Genomic DNA, 18,487 nt, shown 5'->3' with positions numbered 1-18,487 from the left:
ATTGTTTCTCCTTCTTCTTTAAAAAAATAATTGATAAATTTTGGGAACAAATAAAATCAAACCTACGATCACCGCAAAACAAGCCGTCAATAAAACCGCTCCCGCAGCCATGTCTTTAATTTTTTTCCCGATCGGGTGAAAATGAAAGTCCGTAAACATATCGACAACATTTTCAAAAACAGTATTTAAAATTTCAACGATCCACACTAAAAAAATAGCTAAAAACAGCCACAGCCATTCATTCTGACTAAGCTGAAAAATAACGCCAGCAATCAATGCAAAGATGCCGAACACAACATGAGTTTTCATGTTGCGTTCTTCATCAAAAACCGTTTTTACTCCTTGAATGGCAAATTCCACAGAAGTCATAAAATGTTTATTCTTCTCAACCTGTTTATCTTTTAAGTCCATAAGCATCCAAAATCTCTTTCTGTAACCCAAACATTTCTTTCTCGTCTTCAGGGGTCATGTGGTCATACCCGTTGATGTGTAAGAAACCATGTACTGCTAAGAAACCTAATTCGCGATCATATGAATGGCCATATGATTCTGCTTGTTCTGCAGCGCGTTCGATTGAGATCATAATGTCGCCAAGAACACGTGGCATTGGATTCTCTCCATCTTCAAAAATAACTGGGATCTCGTCTTCGCCTTCTTCTTCCAAAGCAAAACTAATGACGTCAGTTGGTGCATCTTTTCCTCGATAATCACGATTGATTACTTGGATCGCATCATTATCCATGAAAGTCACTGACATTTCAGTTTCTTCAGGCAATTTTAAATAATCGGCTGCAAACTGGAGTAGTTCGTCGATTTCTTGCATCTTCTCCTCAGGTACTTTGTTTGTTTCATCCATGAATGTAATATCCATTAGTCATCGCTTCTTTCTTTACTCACTTTTTAGATTATTCTTGTGTTTGTGCTTGCTCTTCTTTTAATTTTTCAGCTTCTGATTTCATTTTTGGATACTTGATTCGCGAGTGGAACGTACTACTTAATCCACTAATCAATGATTTCTCAACTTTGCGAATTTCTTTCAATGTTAAACCTGTCTCGTCTAGCTGACCATCTGAAATGCGTTCTGCAATCAAGTTATGAACAAATTGTTCGATTTTTTCACCTGTTGGATGATCCATTGCACGTACAGCTGCTTCACAGCTATCGGCAATATTGACAATCCCAGCTTCTCTTGTTTGTGGTTTTGGCCCCGGATAGCGGAACTGCTCCTCTGTTATTTCAGGGTTACGTTCCTTTGCTTTCACGTAAAAATACCGCATCAATGTCGTTCCGTGATGTTGGTTACAAATGTCAATGACCATTTCAGGCATACCATATTCTTCTAAAATTTTAGCACCATCAGTCACATGACCAAAAATAATTTGTTTACTATCTTCTGGCAACAGGAAATTATGTGGATTTTCAGCACCAGACGGTAGGTTTTCAACAAAAAAACTAGCATGTTTAATTTTACCAATATCATGATAGTAACAAGCCACTCGGGTTAATAGCGAGCGACCACCAATTTCTGCTACTGCATTTGCACTTAGATTAGCTACCATCATACTATGATGATACGTTCCCGGCGCTTCTTCTAATAGTTGTTTCAATAGTGGATGATTTGGGTTACTTAGTTCATTTAAGACAATCACACTATCATCTGTCACCATTAATTCAATGTAAGGATGCAAGCCCATCGTTAATAAGAAAGATAACAGTGCACCTGTTACACCACAAACTAAAGTCAACCAAGTTGTTCCATCACTAAAGCTCATACCTTGATAAACAATCAAGATGATATTCATCAACGTTGGGAAGATAATTACCCATAAAACCGCTGGTAATCCTTGTTCAGAAATTCGTTGACGACGAACGATTGTCCCCATCAAACCAGAAAACAGATACGAAACTAATAACACGGTTAAGGTATTTGTCCCAATAGAACCATAATAGATAAATAACGCTGTTACCGCTTGGAAAAGTGCTGCCATAATCCCGGCTCTTCGATTAAGGAAGAAATTTAAGACCAATGGGGTAAACGCCGCTGGGTAAAACAACGGGATATAAGTTGCTTGTTCCGTTTGGAATAATTGGAAAAATTTCATCATGATAATACTTAAAGACATTGCTGTTACATAAAACAACACATATTCCGTCCGTTTATCTGAATCTTGAAATTGCAATGAATTGTAAGTCAAAACAACAATTTGAAGCAACACAGCTAAAATCATTGCAACTAGCGGAAAAATCGAAGTTGTTTGATTGGTTAGTCCCAATAATTCTAATTTTTTCATTGCGGCTGCATCAATTTGATTTCCTTCGCGTACAATGATTTCTCCTTGGAAAATCATTACAGGCTGAACAGCTTCCCGTGCAGTAGCTTTCAGTTCTTCGGTCTTCTTCTCATTAAGAACATCATTCACTACGATTCCTTGATCCACCAAGTAGTTCAGTACTTGTTGTTGCGCAGAGGTAACATTGAGATATTGGATTTTATCCTGTGCCTCTTGCTTAAATGTGTCAACATCGCTTTCTCTTACTTGCTTACTCATTTGTTCATCGATTAATTTCAGACTTTCATCACGAACAGTCGACAATTCATCCTCTGTCATACCGAAAATGAGTGTATAAAAATTGCTAGGTAACTTTTGGTAAAACGCGACATCTTCTACGTTCACTGTTTCAAAATTCTTCTTCAGTGCTGCAATTCTTTCATCAATCGTTGGTTTAGGAATATTAGCATCGTCACTGGCCTTTTTGACTTTCTCATCATACGCCTTGTCGATTGTATCATTTGTTTTGTTAATCAAATCAAACAGTTGCTTGATTCGGTCATTTTGATCAGCTGCTAAATCTTGTTGATAGGTGTACTCTGGTGTGACTGCTTCGGCTGCCAATTTTCTCTTTTGCTCGGTCTCTTCTGTATTCTCAATCGTTTTGGTTGCACGAATACTTTCTTCAGCTACTTGTCCTTCTCTAAAATCGTTTGCTTTTTGTTTGACACTACTAAAAGTCACCCCACAAACGATCACAAAAAACACAGCTAACAGCAAGGGCAAAAACGCTTTTCCTAATTTTGCTTGCAGTTGCTGGATTGTTTTATTCAACATGTGCTTATCCTCCTAAGCAAAGCTTATTCTTGATGAAGATCGGCTTTTTCGTACGCTTGAATAATTTCAGCAACTACTGGATGTCGAACAACATCGCTGGCTTCGAAATTAACAAAATCAATTTTTTTGATTTGCTTCAACGTACGTTCAGCATGAACTAAGCCACTCATTGTCCCTCTTGGCAAGTCAATTTGACTAGTGTCTCCATTGACGATCATTTTCGATTGGTAACCAAGACGAGTCAAAAACATCTTCATTTGAGCCACAGTCGTATTTTGTGCCTCATCTAAAATAACAAATGCGTCATCCAATGTTCGACCACGCATGTACGCCAAAGGTGCAATTTCAATTACGCCTCGTTCCATTAAACGGTTCGTATGTTCCAACCCGAAGATTTGGTAAAGTGCATCATAAACAGGACGTAGATAAGGATCAACTTTTTCTTTCAGATCCCCGGGTAAAAAGCCCAGATTCTCTCCTGCTTCAACAGCTGGTCGAGTCAAAATAATCTTTTGGACTTCGCCTTTTTTTAATGCGGCAATTGCTAACATAACCGCTAAGAAAGTCTTTCCAGTTCCAGCAGGTCCAATACCAAAAACGACGTCATGATGTTTGACGGACTCAACGTATTTCTTTTGTCCACTATTTTTTACCCGGATAGGTTTACCATTTCTGTCTTTCACAATTTCTTCTTCATACATCTCGATGAAGTAATCTAAGGTACCTTTTCGCCCCATATTTATCGCCGCTACCACATCTGGTGTACTGATATGGATTCCGCGTTTGATCAGTTCTTGTAGTGTGCGGATAACTGAACTAGCCAATTTCACTTGTTCATTTGTTCCAATTAGTTGAATTGTTTCACCACGCGTGTTGATAACGGTGTCGGTTGCATCTTCTATGAGTTTGATGTGTTTATCGTGCGCACCAAAAAGTAAGCTGGCATCGTCAGCCGCTGTTAATCTAATCTCTAAAGAAATGGACTCTTCTGTCAAAAATAGACATCTCCTTTATCTCTTTCATTTCTTGTCTATTTTACCACACTCATAGAAAACTATATAGCAAATAAAAAGCGGGGCGTTGACACACCTTTTTTCTTCAAACTCAAACAACAGAAAAAAACCGCAAACATTTCTGTCTGCGGTTCAGATTACAAAATTAAGCTTGTAATAGTTCTTTTACGATTGCATTTACTTGATTTCCGTCTGCTTTTCCTTTGACTTTAGGCATGATAGCTCCCATTACTTTGCCAAATTCTTTAACAGATGAAGCACCAGTTTGTGCAATAGCGTCTTGAACAAGTTGTCGAATTTCATCATCAGAAAGTTGTTCTGGCATATACTTTTCGACAATTACAATTTCGCCTTTTACTTTATCAGCTAAATCATCGCGTCCTGCCTGCTCAAACTCATGTAAAGAATCACGACGTTGTTTCATCTCACGAGACAACACTGTTAATTCTTCATCTTCCGTCAAGTCGTGGCCTACTTTGATTTGCTCGTTTTGTATTGATGACTTAATCATACGAATGACTTGCAAAGTTTCTTTCTCTTTTGCCTTCATCGCTGCTTTCATGTCATCGTTCAATCTACTTAGTAGTGACACACTACCAGCTCCAATTCATCAAAGAACTAGAATTTTTTGCGTTTTCTAGCTGCTTCAGATTTTTTCTTACGTTTCACGCTTGGTTTTTCGTAGAATTCACGTTTACGAGATTCTTGTAAAGTACCCGCTTTTGACACGGAACGTTTGAAGCGACGAAGAGCATCGTCAAGTGATTCGTTTTTGCGAACGACTGTTTTTGACATGTTAATTCCCTCCCTCCGAGCTTAAAAAGTAACCGTAGTGCTATTGAAATAATTATCCCAAAAAACAAACTGTCCTTTAAACATTATAGCTAATGCTCTTTTGACCGTCAAGGGATTCTTTCTTTTTTTTTGATTTATTAGTTGTTATTTTATTTTATCGAATCATTGACAATCTTCACAACGCCCAAAGATTTCAAATCGGTGACCTTCAATCGTGCACCCACCAAGTTGTTCTTCAAAATAGTTCATTGGGCACATATGGATTTCTTTCGTCTTCCCACATACAGTGCAGATAAAATGATGATGGTGACCGATTTCGCCCTGACAACAATGAAAGCGGAATTTCATTTCCCCATTCAAGTCGGTTTCTTCCAATAAATCAAGTTCAGCAAAATCATGCAAGTTGCGGTAAATCGTATCGTAACTTACACCTTTGAATGTTTCGTTCATATAGTCAAAGACTTCTTTAGCAGAGACATAGCGATTACGCTTTACCAAGTAAGTCAACAAAGCTTCTCTTTTTTTCGTGTATTTAAATCCGTTATTTTTGAGTGTTTCCAAAGATTGTTCAATTAATGTTTGCTTTTTCATTCCTCTTCCTCCAAATCAAAACGATTACGAAGTACGCATTCCAGAGTATGGTATAATAAAGCAAAAAAAAAAGCAAGTGAGGTTTTTCTTATGGCTTCAGATTCAACTGAATTAGTTACTTTTTTTGTCATCTCTGATTCTGCTGGTGAAACAGCAACCAAATTAGCACAAGCAACAATGGCTCAGTATCCAAGTGTCGAATTCAATTTATTTCGTCGAACATTTGTCACTGACAAAGAAACTTTACTCAATGCATTAAATGATGCCTTGACAGAACAAGCCATCGTTCTCCACACCTTGATCAATCAAGAATTGATCGACACAGCTCGAACATTTTGTGACGAAAACGAATTGTTCAGCTTTGATATCATGACGCCACCTGTAGCCGAAATCGAACGACGAACCGGGATTCAACCAACGCGTCAACCCGGCGCACTTCATTTGTTGAATGAAAACTATTTCAAACGCATCAAAGCAATGGAATTTGCAGTGAAATATGACGATGGTAAAGACCCTCGAGGATTTTTAGAAGCAGATGTTGTTTTGCTTGGCGTTTCTCGTACTTCCAAAACACCTTTGAGTCTATTTTTAGCCAACAAAAATTTAAAGGTTGCAAATTTACCTTTGATTCCACAAGCACATATTCCAAAGCAATTGTGGGAAGTAGATCCTAAAAAAATTGTCGGTCTAACCAATGATCCCGATATTTTAAACAGCATTCGTAAGGAACGCATGCGCTCTTATGGGTTAAATCCAGATACTGCTTATTCTGATATTGAAAAGATTCGTGCAGAATTAGACTTCGCAAATGATCTTTATCAAAAACTGGGCTGTGTAGTAATCAATGTCGCCTCGCTTTCTATTGAAGAAACTGCTTCTCTGATTTTAAATGCACTTGAATTAGAAGACCACAGCTATTATGGAACAGAGTCTTCTGAAACTTCCGATTGATTCCCTGATTCTTATTTTAATTCGCACCAACGAAAAAGGTGAGCCCACATCCGATAACGGTTTGGGCTCACCTTTTTTCGAGCAAAATCATTTGGCTTTTATTTCTTAGACTGGATTACTGTTTCAAATACTTTTTGTTTTCTGACTTAGTCATGCTCCACATGCTTGACAGTCTGCTCTAAGATATCTAAAACATGGGAGTCATCCAGCACATATAAGATTGCTTTTCCTTCACGGCGAGAACGAACGATTTTATTTTCTCGGAGTAATCGCAGCTGATGCGAAACAGCTGATTGTTCCATTTCCACCGCTTGGCTGATAGCTGTCACATTTTGTTCACCATTTTTTAGATACAATAAAATTTTTAAACGTGTTGGATCGCTTAACATTTTAAATAGCTGACTGATCTTTTCAATTTTTGTTCCTTGAACCTCTGACAAAGGCTTCACCTCCAACTATCCAAAAAGACTGACTTCTAAAGTTTACCACTTTTTCCGTCAGTCTCAAATTCCTTAGTCTTTTGTAATTGCTTGGATGCTTGCTTCATAAGCTGCAATTTTTGCTTCAGCATCGTCTTGCGAGTTTCCTTTAACTCCAATGTAGAATTTGATCTTTGGTTCTGTACCAGAAGGTCGAATTGCTACCCAACCTTGTTCTTCTAACATATATTTCAAGACATCAGAAGGTGGTGTTGTTAATGCTTCAACATTTCCAGCTGCATCTGTTCTTGTTAATTTCTTGAAGTCTTCTGTCTGCAATACTTTGGCACCTGCAAATTCAGTTGGTGCTTCTTGACGGAATTTCTCCATTAACGCTGCGATTTTAGCTGATCCTTCTTGACCACTCATGGTAACAGAAATCGTTTTTTCTGCATAGTAACCATACGTTTCAAAAATTGATTGTAACCCATCATACAATGTTTTTCCTTGTTTCTTGTAAAAAGCAGCAACCTCTGCCAATAGAACTAATGCTTGGATTGCGTCTTTATCACGTACAAATGGTTTAACTAAATAGCCATAGCTTTCTTCAAAGCCAAACATAAATGTATGTGAATGGTCTTCTTCAAACTGTTGGATTTTTTCAGCAATAAATTTGAACCCAGTTAGCACATTGAACATCGTTGCACCATAGTTTTTTGCAATTGCAGTTGGTAATTCACTTGATACGATCGATTTCAACACCGCTGGATTCGCTGGCATCGTCTTTCTTGCTTGATGTGCTTCTAAGATGTATTGAATCATGATTGCGCCAAGTTGGTTTCCTGTTAATACTTCGTACGAACCATCAGGTAAACGAACGGCAGCACCAAGACGATCGGCATCTGGATCTGTTGCAATCAACAAATCAGCGCCTTCTTTTTCACCTAGACGGATTGCATATTCAAAAGCAGAATGTTCTTCCGGATTCGGAGATTTAACCGTTGTAAAATCAGGATCTGGAATGGCTTGTTCAGGCACCAAAACAAATTGCTCAAAACCAGCTTGTTTTAAGGCTTTTTCGCCTAACATTTTCCCGGTTCCGTGAAGAGGTGTATAAACCAATTTTAAGTCTTTACCCATTTCTTCAATCAATTCGTGGTCAATCGTTACAGCCTTCATTTCTGCTAAATAGGCGTTGTCTACTTCTTCGCCAATAATTGAAATCAGACCACTGTGTTCCACTTCTTCATCTGACATCACTTCGACTTTCAGCGGATTGCTAACTTCACGTACATATTTAGTCAATGCATCGGCATCTGCTGGTGGCATTTGTCCACCATCTTCACCATAAACTTTATAACCATTATAAGCAGCAGGATTATGAGAAGCCGTAATCATGATGCCAGTAAACGCATTCAAGTGACGAACAGCAAAAGATAATTCTGGTGTTGGTCGTAAACTTTCAAAAACAAAAGATGGAATATCGTGCTTGGCTAAGGTCTTCGCAGCCTCCATTGCAAATTCCGGTGATTGATGACGTGAGTCATATGCGATTGCTACACCACGACGTTTTGTTTCAGGATCTTGTGCATCCATAAAACGAGCGAGTCCTTCAGTTGCTTGGCGGACTGTGTAAATATTCATACGATTAATACCAGGGCCTAAAATACCACGCATTCCTGCTGTACCAAATCCTAAAGGCGCATAAAAAGCATCTTCTAATTGTTTAGAATCCTGACTCAATACAGTTAATTGCTGTTTTAAATTTTCTTCTAGGTTCACTTCATTTGCCCATTGTTCATAAACTTGTTCCCAAGACATGAAAATAACACCTCTTTCTAAAATATGAATTCTGTTTTAGTATAGCATTCACTAAGATTAGATGAAAGTCACAACGAGAAAAAATGATATCAGTTAGGATTTTCAATGGATAAATAAAAACAAAGCCCAACCAAAAATGAGGATACACTTTTGATTGAGCTTTTTTATTTTGTTAACATAATAAGTTTATGCTTGTGTAGTGGATTCTGCTAAAGTTTCTAAATACTTGAACACTTGTTGCCCAGCAATCCCACCATCACCAACTGCTGTCGTGATTTGTCGTAAATCTTTTTCACGCACATCCCCTACAGCAAAAACACCTGGCATATTCGTTTTCATTTCTTGATCAGTTGGAATCCAACCAGCGGCATTGGTTAAGCCAGCTTGTTTGAACGGATCTGTTAGTGGATCAAGACCAACATAGATAAAGACACCGTCAGCTGCTAAAGCTACTTCATTCCCTGTTTTCACATTATGTGCTTTAACACCTGTTACCACCATTTCATTTCCAATGATTTCATCAACAACTGTGTCCCAAACAAATGAAATTTTTTCATTGGCAAAGGCACGCTCTTGGATAATTTTTTGCGCACGTAATTCATCACGACGATGAACGATCACAACTTCAGAAGCAAATTGCGTTAAGTAAATCGCTTCTTCAACTGCAGAATCTCCACCACCGATCACAACTAATCGTTTATTACGGAAAAACGCACCGTCACACACTGCACAGTAAGAAACGCCGCGACCTGCATACTCTTCTTCACCAGAAACACCAAGTTTACGGTGGACACAGCCAGTAGCAATGATGACTGTTTTTCCTTCATACGTTTTATCTTCACAGATGACTTCTTTGTACGTACCATGATCTCTGATATCTTGGACGATCCCATAGGCATTTTCTGTACCAAATTTTGAGACGCCTTCATACATTTTATACGCAAGATCAGGGCCCATAATTGACTCAAATCCTGGATAATTTTCGATTTCTGCTGTGTTATTCATTTGACCACCAGGCGCGCCTTGCTCAATCATCACAACTGATAAATTTGAGCGTGAAGCATACAAGGCAGCTGTCATTCCAGCAGGGCCTGCGCCAATGACAATTACATCATACATATGTACATTCCTCCGTTTAAAATCAAGTAAGCTTACTTTACAGCCAACATCAAAAAAAGTCTATTGTTCTGCTTACCTTTTCGAATATGTACATTATACTCGAACAAAAGGCGCAAAAACAATAGACTTTTCAGTTAATTATTCATTCGCTAAGTCTTCACCATTTGAGGCAATTACTTTTTTATACCAATCAAATGATTTTTTCTTCGTACGGGCTAACGTTCCTTCACCATAGTTATCTCGATCTACATAGATAAAGCCATAGCGTTTTTTCATTTCACCTGTTCCGGCTGATACTAAATCGATACAGCCCCAAGTCGTGTAGCCCAATAAATCTACTCCATCTAACTCAACAGCATCTTTCATTGCTTGGATATGAGCTGCTAAATAAGAAATGCGATAATCATCAACAACATACCCATTTTCATCAGGTTCATCTACCGCACCTAAGCCATTTTCAACAATAAAAAGTGGCTTTTGGTAACGATCATAGATATCATTCATTGTAATTCTTAACCCTAATGGATCAATTTGCCAACCCCATTCGCTTGCTTCTAAATAAGGGTTTTTAACAGAAGCAAAAATATTTCCTGCAGTTTGTTCTAATAATTTAGGATCTGTTGTCGATACACGAGAAGAGTAATAAGAGAAGGAAATGAAGTCCACCGTGTGTTCTTTAAGTAAGTCCAAATCACCAGGTTCCATTTTTAATTCGATACCTTCACGTGCCATTTCTTTTAATGCGTAAGCAGGATATTCTCCACGTGACTGAACATCAATAAAGAAATAATTTTCGCGGTCTGCTTGGCGTGATGCCCACACATCCTCTGGCTTACATGTGTATGGATAATTTGCACCTGCGGCTAACATACAACCTACTTGGTTATTTGGATCCACTTCGTGCGCAATTTTTGTTGCAATTGCACTTGCTACTAATTCGTGATGTGCTGCTTGATATTTTACTTGTTCAACATTTTCGCCTTCTTCAAAAACAAGACCTGCGCCCATAAACGGTGCATGTAAAATCATATTGATTTCATTAAAAGTTAGCCAATATTTAACCAACCCTTTATAACGGTTAAAAATAACTCGGCATAGATTTTCATAGAAACCAACTACTTCACGTGAACGCCATGCACCATATTCTTTAATCAAATGCATTGGGCAGTCAAAGTGAGTGATTGTCACTAGTGGTTCTATACCATGCTTTTGACATTCTTTAAACACATCTTCGTAAAATTTTAGTCCTTCTTCATTTGGCTCCTTTTCGTCACCCATTGGAAAAATCCGACTCCAAGCAATTGATAAACGATATGTTTTAAAGCCCATTTCTGCAAATAAGGCAATATCTTCTTTATAACGATGATACATATCAATTGCTACTTTTGCTGGATAAAAATGTTCTTCGTCAAATTCAAGCATTGATTTTTGACCTGTAATAACTGGAAAACGATCTTCACCAATTGGTACCACATCCACATTAGCTAGGCCACGTCCACCTTCATCGTAGCCACCCTCACATTGATTGGCAGCTGTTGCGCCACCCCATAAAAAATCTTTTCTAAAACCCATTTGTCTTTCCCCTTTTCTTTTCAACTATTCCATTCATCATCTTGTCTTCTTGTTCTCAGATCAGTTCAAAATGCTTGAATGCTAACCAAATGCCATCATTATCAACAGATTCCGTAATGTAATCAGCCATTTCTTTGATTTCTGGGCCACCATTCCCCATCGCTATCCCAGTGCCGCAATGCTCTAGCATCGGAATATCAACTTTCGCATCACCAAATGCGAAACTATTCTCTATAGCAATATGCAAATGAGTTAATAGTTCATCTACTGCTACTGCTTTGTTGATACCACTTAGTGCAATATCACCAAACAAAGCTGTTTCACCAGCGCCGCCCCAAGTACCAAGCTTATATTCTGGGAAGGTTGCTACTGCCTCTAAATAGTCTTCATAGCTATCCAAGATAAAACTGATTTTATTCACATCTTCTCGGTATAGGTCTGCGCCAAAGAGCATCTCTGGAAAAACTTCTCGAACAGTCGCCTGTCCTTTCCCTTTTCGTTGTGAATACTCTTGAATCGTCTTTTCACCACGGTCTTCAAAAAAGGCACTAGCGTACAGTCCGCTATTCGCTTCCAAATAAAATTCCAGGCCCTTTTGCTTTAGCCAATCAACAATTTTAGTTGTGTCTTCCAAGGTCAAGGTCGCTTCTTTTAGCACTTTGTCTTCAAACTCAATATAGCTCCCATTACCGCCAATATACCCGTCAAAGCCAATATCCAATATATCTTGATACATCTCGGCTTTACTGCGACCCGTTACGGTAAAAACTAAATTTCCTTTTCTTCGTGTCTCTTGAATAGCTTTGATGGCTGACTCAGGCAAATCATTTTCGTAATTCACTAGCGTTCCATCTACATCTAAAAAGACGATTTTTTTCGTCATGACGATTCCCCTCAAACTTTCACTGCGTCTAATTCACGAGCTACTTCATCTTGTACCTCAATGCCTTCTTGTTTTAATCGTTCAATTGTTTCACTAAATTGTGGTAAATACTCTTGATGTGCAATAAACAGTTCATCCATGATTCGTTTCGCTGTTTCTCCTGAACGCACCAACGGATTGATTGTAAATGCTTGCAATGCCGTTCCATAGTCGCCAGTTACGGCAGCTTCAATGGTTAGCAATTCCATATTTTTCATTACTTGTAACCAACCTCTTTCAGCTGGCGCTAATGAACCAAAGGCAACATTTCGCGCACCTTGAGCACCAACATAAGCAGTTACTTCTACGACACAATCTGCTGGCAGATCAGGAACAGCGCCTTCATTTTTCGTGGAAACGACAATTTGAGTCTCTTTGTTTCCATAAATTGAGGCAATCGTTTCACAAGCCGCATCTGAATAATAAGCGCCTCCGCGTTTTTGTAACTGCTCAGGTTTATGGTCAAGTTTTGGATCTTTGTAAAGCTCAAATAACTCTGCCTCTGTTTCTTTCACTTGTTGGGCACGAGTACCGATTGTCCGATATTCTTCCAGTGCATGAGCTAGCATTTCTTCTTCGCGATAATAATAACGGTGATAGCCACAAGGAACCATTTGCATTTGTTTTAATTGTTCTTTGAAAAATGGAATATCGAAAATGTTTTTTGGCAAACCATTATCTTCATCATAAAGTCGGTCAATCAGGCGGTCTGTGATGTCTTTCCCCGTTTTATCTGCAACTTTATGCCAGTGGAAATGATTTAAACCTGCAAATTTATAAATCAAATCTTCTTTCTTTTCACCCAGCATTTCTGGTTCAGTCATCATCGCCATAACAGGCACATTACATAAGCCAATGACCCGATCCCATTTTCCATAACGAACAACTGCTTCCGTTACCATACCACTTGGATTCGCAAAATTGATGAGCCATGCATTCGGACATAAACGTTTCATGTCTTCAACCACAGACAAAATCACAGGAACGGTACGAAAAGCTTTAAACATCCCACCAGCGCCATTTGTTTCTTGACCAATCATGCCATAATAAGCAGGAATTCGTTCATCCTTCACACGTGCATCTAGTTGACCCACTCGAAATTGAGTTGTTACAAAATCGGCATCTTTTAACGCTTCTTCACGGTCAAGTGTCGCATAGATTTTCACATCATAAGGGGTTGCATCCCACATCCGTTGGGCCATTTTACTAACAATTTCTAGTTTTTCTTTCCCCGCTTCAACATCAACCAACCAAATTTCACGTATTGGTAATTCTTCATAGCGTTTGATAAAGCCTTCCATTAATTCAGGGGTGTAACTACTGCCGCCGCCAATCGTCGCAATCTTGATTCCTTTTGTCATGTGCTCACTCCTTCAATTTTGTTTACATCTTCATTATCATTTTTGTAAAAGAAATTCTCAAGACACCTCCTTGATTTTGCAGAATCATTTACAAAAATCGAGGTTTTTTTGGTTTATTTTGTAAATACCACTTTGTCTAGCGCTTAATATTTCTTAAACTTTACTGATTTCTCTATAGAATAATTTAAAAACGTTTACAATCCATTCACAAAAAAGATATAATTCATGTAAAAAGGAGGCGTTCGATGCTTTTACGAGAAAAAATCAAACAAACTACTTTTTCACCTGCCGAAACACAAGTTGTTCACTTCCTCTTTGAGAACACGCAACAAGTTGCGCAACTGACGATTCAAGAAATTGCGAATCAATCTTTCGTTCATCCTTCAACTTTGATTCGCGTGGCAAAAAAACTGGAATTCAATGGCTGGCTTGAATTACGTGATACTTTTTTAGCTGAAGCTGAATATTTAGAAAGAAACTTTCAAGAAGTTGATGCCAATCTGCCTTTTACAGGTGAGGAAGGAATCATGACAATCGCAAACAAATTAGCTTCTTTGGAACAAACAACGATTCAAGATACGCTTTCATTGATTCATCATGATGACTTACAACAAGCAAAACAGTTACTACTCAAAGCAAAAAAAATCGTCATTTTTGCCAGCAATGCCAATACATTAATCTCCCAAGACTTCATTTTAAAAATGAAACGTATCAAAATGGATGTTCATATTGTTACCACATTTGGTGAATCATCTTATGAAGCGTATAACTGTGATGAAGACACATGTGCTTTACTGATTTCTTATACTGGTGAGAATCAGATGATTTTAAAAACCGCGCACATTTTACGCGAAAAAAATGTGCCAATTTTAGCTTTGACCAGCATCGGCGAGTGCAGTCTTTCCACTTTAAGTACCGTTGTCCTACGTTTGACAACTCGGGAACGACTCTATTCAAAAATCGGGAATTTTACAATCAATACGTCAATCTGCTATTTGCTAGATGTACTTTATGGCTGTGTCTTTGCTGAAAATTATCAACAAAACTTGAACCATCTGATCGCTGTTGGACAAAAAGTTGATAAACGTCCAATCAGCTCTGCGATCATGCAAGAGAACCACGGGGAAAACTTTCAAGTGAAGGATTCCTTTTTACCCAATTGATCCTTTACGCAAAAAATGTTTCTTTTTTGCAATAAAAAAAGCAAGTAATGAATGGACCTGTTTAGGCCTTCTTCATTGCTTGCTTTATTTTTACTATTGGTTAACTGCTTTGTAGTTGATACATATCTGCATATAAACCGCCAATTTGTAACAGTTCTTCATGATTTCCCCGTTCAACAATTTTTCCCTTATCTAAAACTAAAATAAGTTCTGCATCACGAATGGTCGACAGTCGGTGAGCAATAGCGATTGTTGTTCGTCCTTGCCTCATTTTAGCCAAACCTTCTTGAATCAAACCCTCTGTTTCCGTGTCAATGTTTGCTGTCGCCTCATCCAACACAAGAATTTTAGGATCTGTCACAATCGTCCGTGCAAAAGTAATCAACTGGCGTTGCCCGCTGGAGTAACTCGCGCCTCGTTCAATCACTTTCGAATGATACCCTTGCGGCAAGTCATCAATAAATCGATTCGCTTGGACAAACTCAGCCGCTTCGCGAATTTGTTCATCTGTGATCTTGTCGTTAAACATTCGGATATTCCCAGCAATGTCGCCGTAGAATAAAAATGCGTCTTGGAGAACCAACCCCATTTTTTCTCGAAGTTCATTGATTGGATAAGATCGGATGTCACGATCATCAATCAAAATTTCACCTTCATAAAATTCATAAAAGCGCATCAAAACATTGATGATTGAGCTTTTCCCACTACCGGTATGTCCAACTAAAGCCACTGTTTCACCAGGATTTGCAACAAACGAAATATTATTTAAAACATTGTTTTTTCCATCATAAGAGAAACTAACATTTCTAAATTCGATTTTGCCATTGATAATTTCACCGCTGGCATGTTCCTCTTGTTGTGGCGCATATTCTGTCGTATCCATAATTTTTAAGATTCGACTTCCAGCAACGATTCCATCGGTAAAGACACTTAAAAAGTCCATCATTTGTGACATTGGATTAAAGAAACCTTGAACATATGTCGTAAACGCATAAATCAATCCCACTTCCACTGGAGAGTGTAGGGCATCGATCCCAAATAAAGTTAAGACAAGCGCAATCGCTAACGCATATAAAAAATTGATGATTGGACTCAACAAAATTGAATTCGTTTTGATCATCGCATAGCGAGTCGCCAAATAATCATCATTTACTTCTTCAAACTCATTGGCCAAACGAGCTTCTTGCCGAAATTGCTGAATGATTTTCATTCCAGAAATTGATTCATTTAACTTGGTATTCAACTGACTCAGTTTTTCACGCATGTTCCGATAAATCCGAGAACTGAATTTTTGATAATACCAAATAACTACACCTAAAATTGGTAAAAAGATTAATGTCCAAAGTGTAATTTTCACATTGATCTGAATCATTGCAACTAATGAAGAAATCACTGCAAAGATTCCCGTCAGAACCATCAAGAATACATACCAGAATTCAAATAATGTTTCTGTATCATTCGTGACACGCGACACGATTGAACCTGCTGGTGTCTGGTCAAAATAGCGCATACCTAATGTATGAAGCTTTTCAAATAGTTTTACCCGAATATGCTGGAAGGTCTTTAATGAAGCCATTGAATATAAATACCACTGGAAAAACCAGATAATACTTTTGACAATAACTCCGAATAAATACAACCCCGCAAAAAACAAGATGACTTGGGTTGTCGCTGATTGATTTGCTAAATGGTTATCCATAAACGACTGGATGATCCTTGGCAAAATGACATTAATAACAGATAAACCTAACGCAAATAAGATAGCCACAATGAATGTTTGCTTAAATGGTTTGGCAAAAACCAGCAATCGCTTGATAATCTGTTTCTGTTCTTTTAAAGGAATGGATTTGGTCCATTCCGATTGATAATTTTCGTCCATTACGCCTCACCTCCCTCAATTTTTGCTTCTAGTTGTTGCTTGTCCCACATTTGTTGATACCAGCCACCTAACGTTAATAGCTCCTCGTGTGTTCCACGTTCTACAATCTTTCCTTGATCGATAACTAAGATTTCTTTGGCATGCATCACACTGCTTAAGCGATGGGCAGCAATGATTGTCGTTTTTTCTTTACGATTCGACTTTAAATTTTGAAGAATCGCTTCTTCTGTTTTAGCATCGACAGCCGATAACGCATCATCTAAAATCAACAACTCTGGATTTTGAATTAATGCTCGTGCAATGGAAATTCGTTGCTTCTGTCCTCCTGACAAGGACACGCCACGTTCACCAACCAATGTGTCATACCCTTTTGGTAACTCTTTGATTTCATTATTAATAAATGCCATAGTTGCAGCTTTTTCTACTGCATCTTCTGGCAATGCTGGATTAGAAAAACGAATATTTTCACGAATCGTCATGGAGAATAAGAAATGATCCTGTGGAACATAGCCAATTGATTGCAATAAAGCATCCAAAGAGTACTCTTTGATATCCTTTCCACCAATCATCAATTTTCCTTGATATTGGTCGTACTCACGCATCAAAAGTTTAAGAATCGTTGTTTTCCCAGCACCTGTTTTTCCTACAATCCCCAAAGTGTCCCCTTCATGAACTGTAAAATCAATTTTTTCTAATGCAGGTCCTTGTTCTTCAGGATAACTGAATGAATCAATTGCAACAGTCAACTCACCTTTGGCTGGTGTTTGAATGGCGCCTATTTGCTCAACAATATGCGTTTTCTCATGTAGTAGCTCGTTTACACGATCGTAAGAAGCATTTCCTCTTTCCAACACATTGAATAAACGTCCAATCGCAAACATTGGCCACACCAGCATCCCAATATAACTAATGAAAGAAACCAACTGGCCAATTGTAATCGTTCCTTCTAAAACATATTTTCCTCCAAGAATAATCGTCAAAACATAAGAAATACCAATAATCAGTGTAATAAATGGATCAAACAAGGCATCTAAAAAATTCACTCGTTTATTTTTTTCAATTGCCTCTGCAATCTTTGTTTCAAAATCCACCAAATCTTCTTGTTCTTGACCAAACGTTTTGATTACTTTGATCCCCGTGATACTTTCTTGTGTTTTATCATTAATCGATGAAAAGGCTTCTTGTGCTTCACGAAATCCATCATGAAGCTTGGTACCCAATACACGCGACGTTACAGCCAACAACGGTAACGGAATCAGTGCAATCAGCGTCAGTCGCCAATCAACAAATAAAATCATCGCAATGATTGTCGCACCTCCAGTGATTACTGAATCTGCAAAAGTCAAAATTCCTGCACCAGCCACATTTTGGATTGCATTTAAATCATTTGTTGCGTGTGCCATCAGGTCACCCGTTCGATATTTTTGATAAAAGAGGGTATCCATTTTAGTAAAGTGCTTGAATAAACGTTGACGCAACTCTTTCTCAAGTCGTGCGGCACTTCCCCAAATGTTCATACGCCAAATGTAACGAAAAAGATATTGAAGAACGGCTGCCACTAATAAGATGGCAATCCAAAAGGCAATCGTCGACAATGAAATTTTTTTATCTGCGATTTCATCAATGATTAGTCCGATGACTTTTGGTGGAACTAGTTGGACAAGTGCAACAATCATCAACGAGAATACGCCTACGAAATAATGCTTTTTTTCTTGTTTAAAAAACCAACCAAGTTTTCTAAAAATCGACATTTTATGCCTCCTTTGTTTTTTCT

General features: G+C 38.2%; 17 protein-coding genes. 2 read left to right on the top strand and 15 right to left on the bottom strand.

The window, feature by feature from the left end:
• Positions 1-18: 18 nt before the first annotated feature.
• The 7 genes from IGJ76_RS03400 to IGJ76_RS03370 form a co-directional block, all read right to left on the bottom strand.
• On the bottom strand, positions 19-411 hold the full coding sequence (locus tag IGJ76_RS03400) for a diacylglycerol kinase family protein (protein WP_172843720.1): 393 nt from the start codon (positions 409-411) through the stop codon (positions 19-21).
• The gene (gene ybeY, locus IGJ76_RS03395; RefSeq protein ID WP_067483877.1) at positions 395-871 is read right to left on the bottom strand and encodes an rRNA maturation RNase YbeY; all 477 of its coding nucleotides are present in this window, start codon (positions 869-871) and stop codon (positions 395-397) included. Before ybeY ends, IGJ76_RS03400 begins: the two co-directional genes overlap by 17 nt.
• Positions 872-905: 34 nt before the next feature.
• A complete protein-coding gene (locus IGJ76_RS03390; protein WP_067483875.1) occupies positions 906-3,107 on the bottom strand; it encodes an HD family phosphohydrolase in 2,202 nt (733 codons plus the stop codon).
• Between the two features lie 23 nt (positions 3,108-3,130).
• A complete protein-coding gene (locus IGJ76_RS03385; RefSeq protein WP_430596725.1) occupies positions 3,131-4,102 on the bottom strand; it encodes a PhoH family protein in 972 nt (323 codons plus the stop codon).
• A 163-nt stretch (positions 4,103-4,265) separates the two neighbouring features.
• A complete protein-coding gene (locus IGJ76_RS03380; RefSeq protein ID WP_067483871.1) occupies positions 4,266-4,712 on the bottom strand; it encodes a GatB/YqeY domain-containing protein in 447 nt (148 codons plus the stop codon).
• A 26-nt stretch (positions 4,713-4,738) separates the two neighbouring features.
• Positions 4,739-4,915, bottom strand: coding sequence for a 30S ribosomal protein S21 (rpsU, locus tag IGJ76_RS03375; protein WP_002356740.1), 177 nt, complete (start codon positions 4,913-4,915; stop codon positions 4,739-4,741).
• A 162-nt stretch (positions 4,916-5,077) separates the two neighbouring features.
• Positions 5,078-5,506 (bottom strand): Fur family transcriptional regulator, encoded by a 429-nt coding sequence (locus IGJ76_RS03370; protein WP_067483869.1) that lies wholly within the window; start codon positions 5,504-5,506, stop codon positions 5,078-5,080.
• A gap of 90 nt (positions 5,507-5,596) precedes the next feature.
• On the opposite strand from IGJ76_RS03370, the gene IGJ76_RS03365 reads away from it, so the two are divergent.
• Positions 5,597-6,457, top strand: coding sequence for a pyruvate, water dikinase regulatory protein (locus IGJ76_RS03365; protein ID WP_067483867.1), 861 nt, complete (start codon positions 5,597-5,599; stop codon positions 6,455-6,457).
• A 146-nt stretch (positions 6,458-6,603) separates the two neighbouring features.
• On the opposite strand, the gene IGJ76_RS03360 is transcribed toward IGJ76_RS03365, so the two are convergent.
• The 6 genes from IGJ76_RS03360 to IGJ76_RS03335 all read right to left on the bottom strand — a co-directional run bounded on the left by IGJ76_RS03360 (position 6,604) and on the right by IGJ76_RS03335 (position 13,671).
• The gene (locus IGJ76_RS03360; RefSeq protein ID WP_370629926.1) at positions 6,604-6,846 is read right to left on the bottom strand and encodes an ArsR/SmtB family transcription factor; all 243 of its coding nucleotides are present in this window, start codon (positions 6,844-6,846) and stop codon (positions 6,604-6,606) included.
• Positions 6,847-6,969: 123 nt separating this feature from the next.
• Positions 6,970-8,697, bottom strand: a complete 1,728-nt coding sequence (locus tag IGJ76_RS03355) for a phospho-sugar mutase (protein WP_067483863.1) — start codon at positions 8,695-8,697, stop codon at positions 6,970-6,972.
• 186 nt (positions 8,698-8,883) lie between these two features.
• A complete protein-coding gene (trxB, locus tag IGJ76_RS03350; protein WP_067483861.1) occupies positions 8,884-9,816 on the bottom strand; it encodes a thioredoxin-disulfide reductase in 933 nt (310 codons plus the stop codon).
• A gap of 138 nt (positions 9,817-9,954) precedes the next feature.
• The gene (locus tag IGJ76_RS03345) at positions 9,955-11,388 is read right to left on the bottom strand and encodes a 6-phospho-beta-glucosidase (protein WP_067483859.1); all 1,434 of its coding nucleotides are present in this window, start codon (positions 11,386-11,388) and stop codon (positions 9,955-9,957) included.
• Between the two features lie 55 nt (positions 11,389-11,443).
• Positions 11,444-12,271: a Cof-type HAD-IIB family hydrolase gene (locus tag IGJ76_RS03340; RefSeq protein ID WP_067483857.1), complete on the bottom strand. Its 828-nt coding sequence runs from the start codon at positions 12,269-12,271 to the stop codon at positions 11,444-11,446.
• A gap of 11 nt (positions 12,272-12,282) precedes the next feature.
• Positions 12,283-13,671: a 6-phospho-beta-glucosidase gene (locus IGJ76_RS03335; protein ID WP_067483855.1), complete on the bottom strand. Its 1,389-nt coding sequence runs from the start codon at positions 13,669-13,671 to the stop codon at positions 12,283-12,285.
• A 245-nt stretch (positions 13,672-13,916) separates the two neighbouring features.
• Between IGJ76_RS03335 and IGJ76_RS03330 the strand changes: the two genes are divergently transcribed.
• Complete coding sequence (locus IGJ76_RS03330; protein WP_067483853.1) at positions 13,917-14,834, top strand: MurR/RpiR family transcriptional regulator; 918 nt, start codon at positions 13,917-13,919, stop codon at positions 14,832-14,834.
• A 100-nt stretch (positions 14,835-14,934) separates the two neighbouring features.
• Here IGJ76_RS03330 and IGJ76_RS03325 read toward each other — a convergent pair whose 3' ends face one another.
• Both IGJ76_RS03325 and IGJ76_RS03320 read right to left on the bottom strand, forming a co-directional pair.
• Positions 14,935-16,713, bottom strand: coding sequence for an ABC transporter ATP-binding protein (locus IGJ76_RS03325; protein ID WP_067483851.1), 1,779 nt, complete (start codon positions 16,711-16,713; stop codon positions 14,935-14,937).
• A complete protein-coding gene (locus IGJ76_RS03320) occupies positions 16,713-18,464 on the bottom strand; it encodes an ABC transporter ATP-binding protein (protein ID WP_067483849.1) in 1,752 nt (583 codons plus the stop codon). Before IGJ76_RS03320 ends, IGJ76_RS03325 begins: the two co-directional genes overlap by 1 nt.
• Positions 18,465-18,487 lie beyond the last annotated feature (23 nt).

Source organism: Enterococcus sp. DIV0175 (assembly GCF_050529075.1).
Lineage (GTDB): Bacteria > Bacillota > Bacilli > Lactobacillales > Enterococcaceae > Enterococcus_B > Enterococcus_B thailandicus.
This window is presented reverse-complemented; position numbering and strand designations above follow the sequence as displayed.

Coding starts and splice junctions, on each gene's coding strand:
- IGJ76_RS03400 (WP_172843720.1), bottom strand. CDS start 411: ATGGACTTAAAAGATAAACAGGTTGAGAAGAATAAACATTTTATGACT.
- ybeY (WP_067483877.1), bottom strand. CDS start 871: ATGGATATTACATTCATGGATGAAACAAACAAAGTACCTGAGGAGAAG.
- IGJ76_RS03390 (WP_067483875.1), bottom strand. CDS start 3,107: ATGTTGAATAAAACAATCCAGCAACTGCAAGCAAAATTAGGAAAAGCG.
- rpsU (WP_002356740.1), bottom strand. CDS start 4,915: ATGTCAAAAACAGTCGTTCGCAAAAACGAATCACTTGACGATGCTCTT.
- IGJ76_RS03370 (WP_067483869.1), bottom strand. CDS start 5,506: ATGAAAAAGCAAACATTAATTGAACAATCTTTGGAAACACTCAAAAAT.
- IGJ76_RS03365 (WP_067483867.1), top strand. CDS start 5,597: ATGGCTTCAGATTCAACTGAATTAGTTACTTTTTTTGTCATCTCTGAT.
- IGJ76_RS03360 (WP_370629926.1), bottom strand. CDS start 6,846: ATGTTAAGCGATCCAACACGTTTAAAAATTTTATTGTATCTAAAAAAT.
- IGJ76_RS03355 (WP_067483863.1), bottom strand. CDS start 8,697: ATGTCTTGGGAACAAGTTTATGAACAATGGGCAAATGAAGTGAACCTA.
- trxB (WP_067483861.1), bottom strand. CDS start 9,816: ATGTATGATGTAATTGTCATTGGCGCAGGCCCTGCTGGAATGACAGCT.
- IGJ76_RS03345 (WP_067483859.1), bottom strand. CDS start 11,388: ATGGGTTTTAGAAAAGATTTTTTATGGGGTGGCGCAACAGCTGCCAAT.
- IGJ76_RS03340 (WP_067483857.1), bottom strand. CDS start 12,271: ATGACGAAAAAAATCGTCTTTTTAGATGTAGATGGAACGCTAGTGAAT.
- IGJ76_RS03335 (WP_067483855.1), bottom strand. CDS start 13,671: ATGACAAAAGGAATCAAGATTGCGACGATTGGCGGCGGCAGTAGTTAC.
- IGJ76_RS03330 (WP_067483853.1), top strand. CDS start 13,917: ATGCTTTTACGAGAAAAAATCAAACAAACTACTTTTTCACCTGCCGAA.
- IGJ76_RS03325 (WP_067483851.1), bottom strand. CDS start 16,713: ATGGACGAAAATTATCAATCGGAATGGACCAAATCCATTCCTTTAAAA.
- IGJ76_RS03320 (WP_067483849.1), bottom strand. CDS start 18,464: ATGTCGATTTTTAGAAAACTTGGTTGGTTTTTTAAACAAGAAAAAAAG.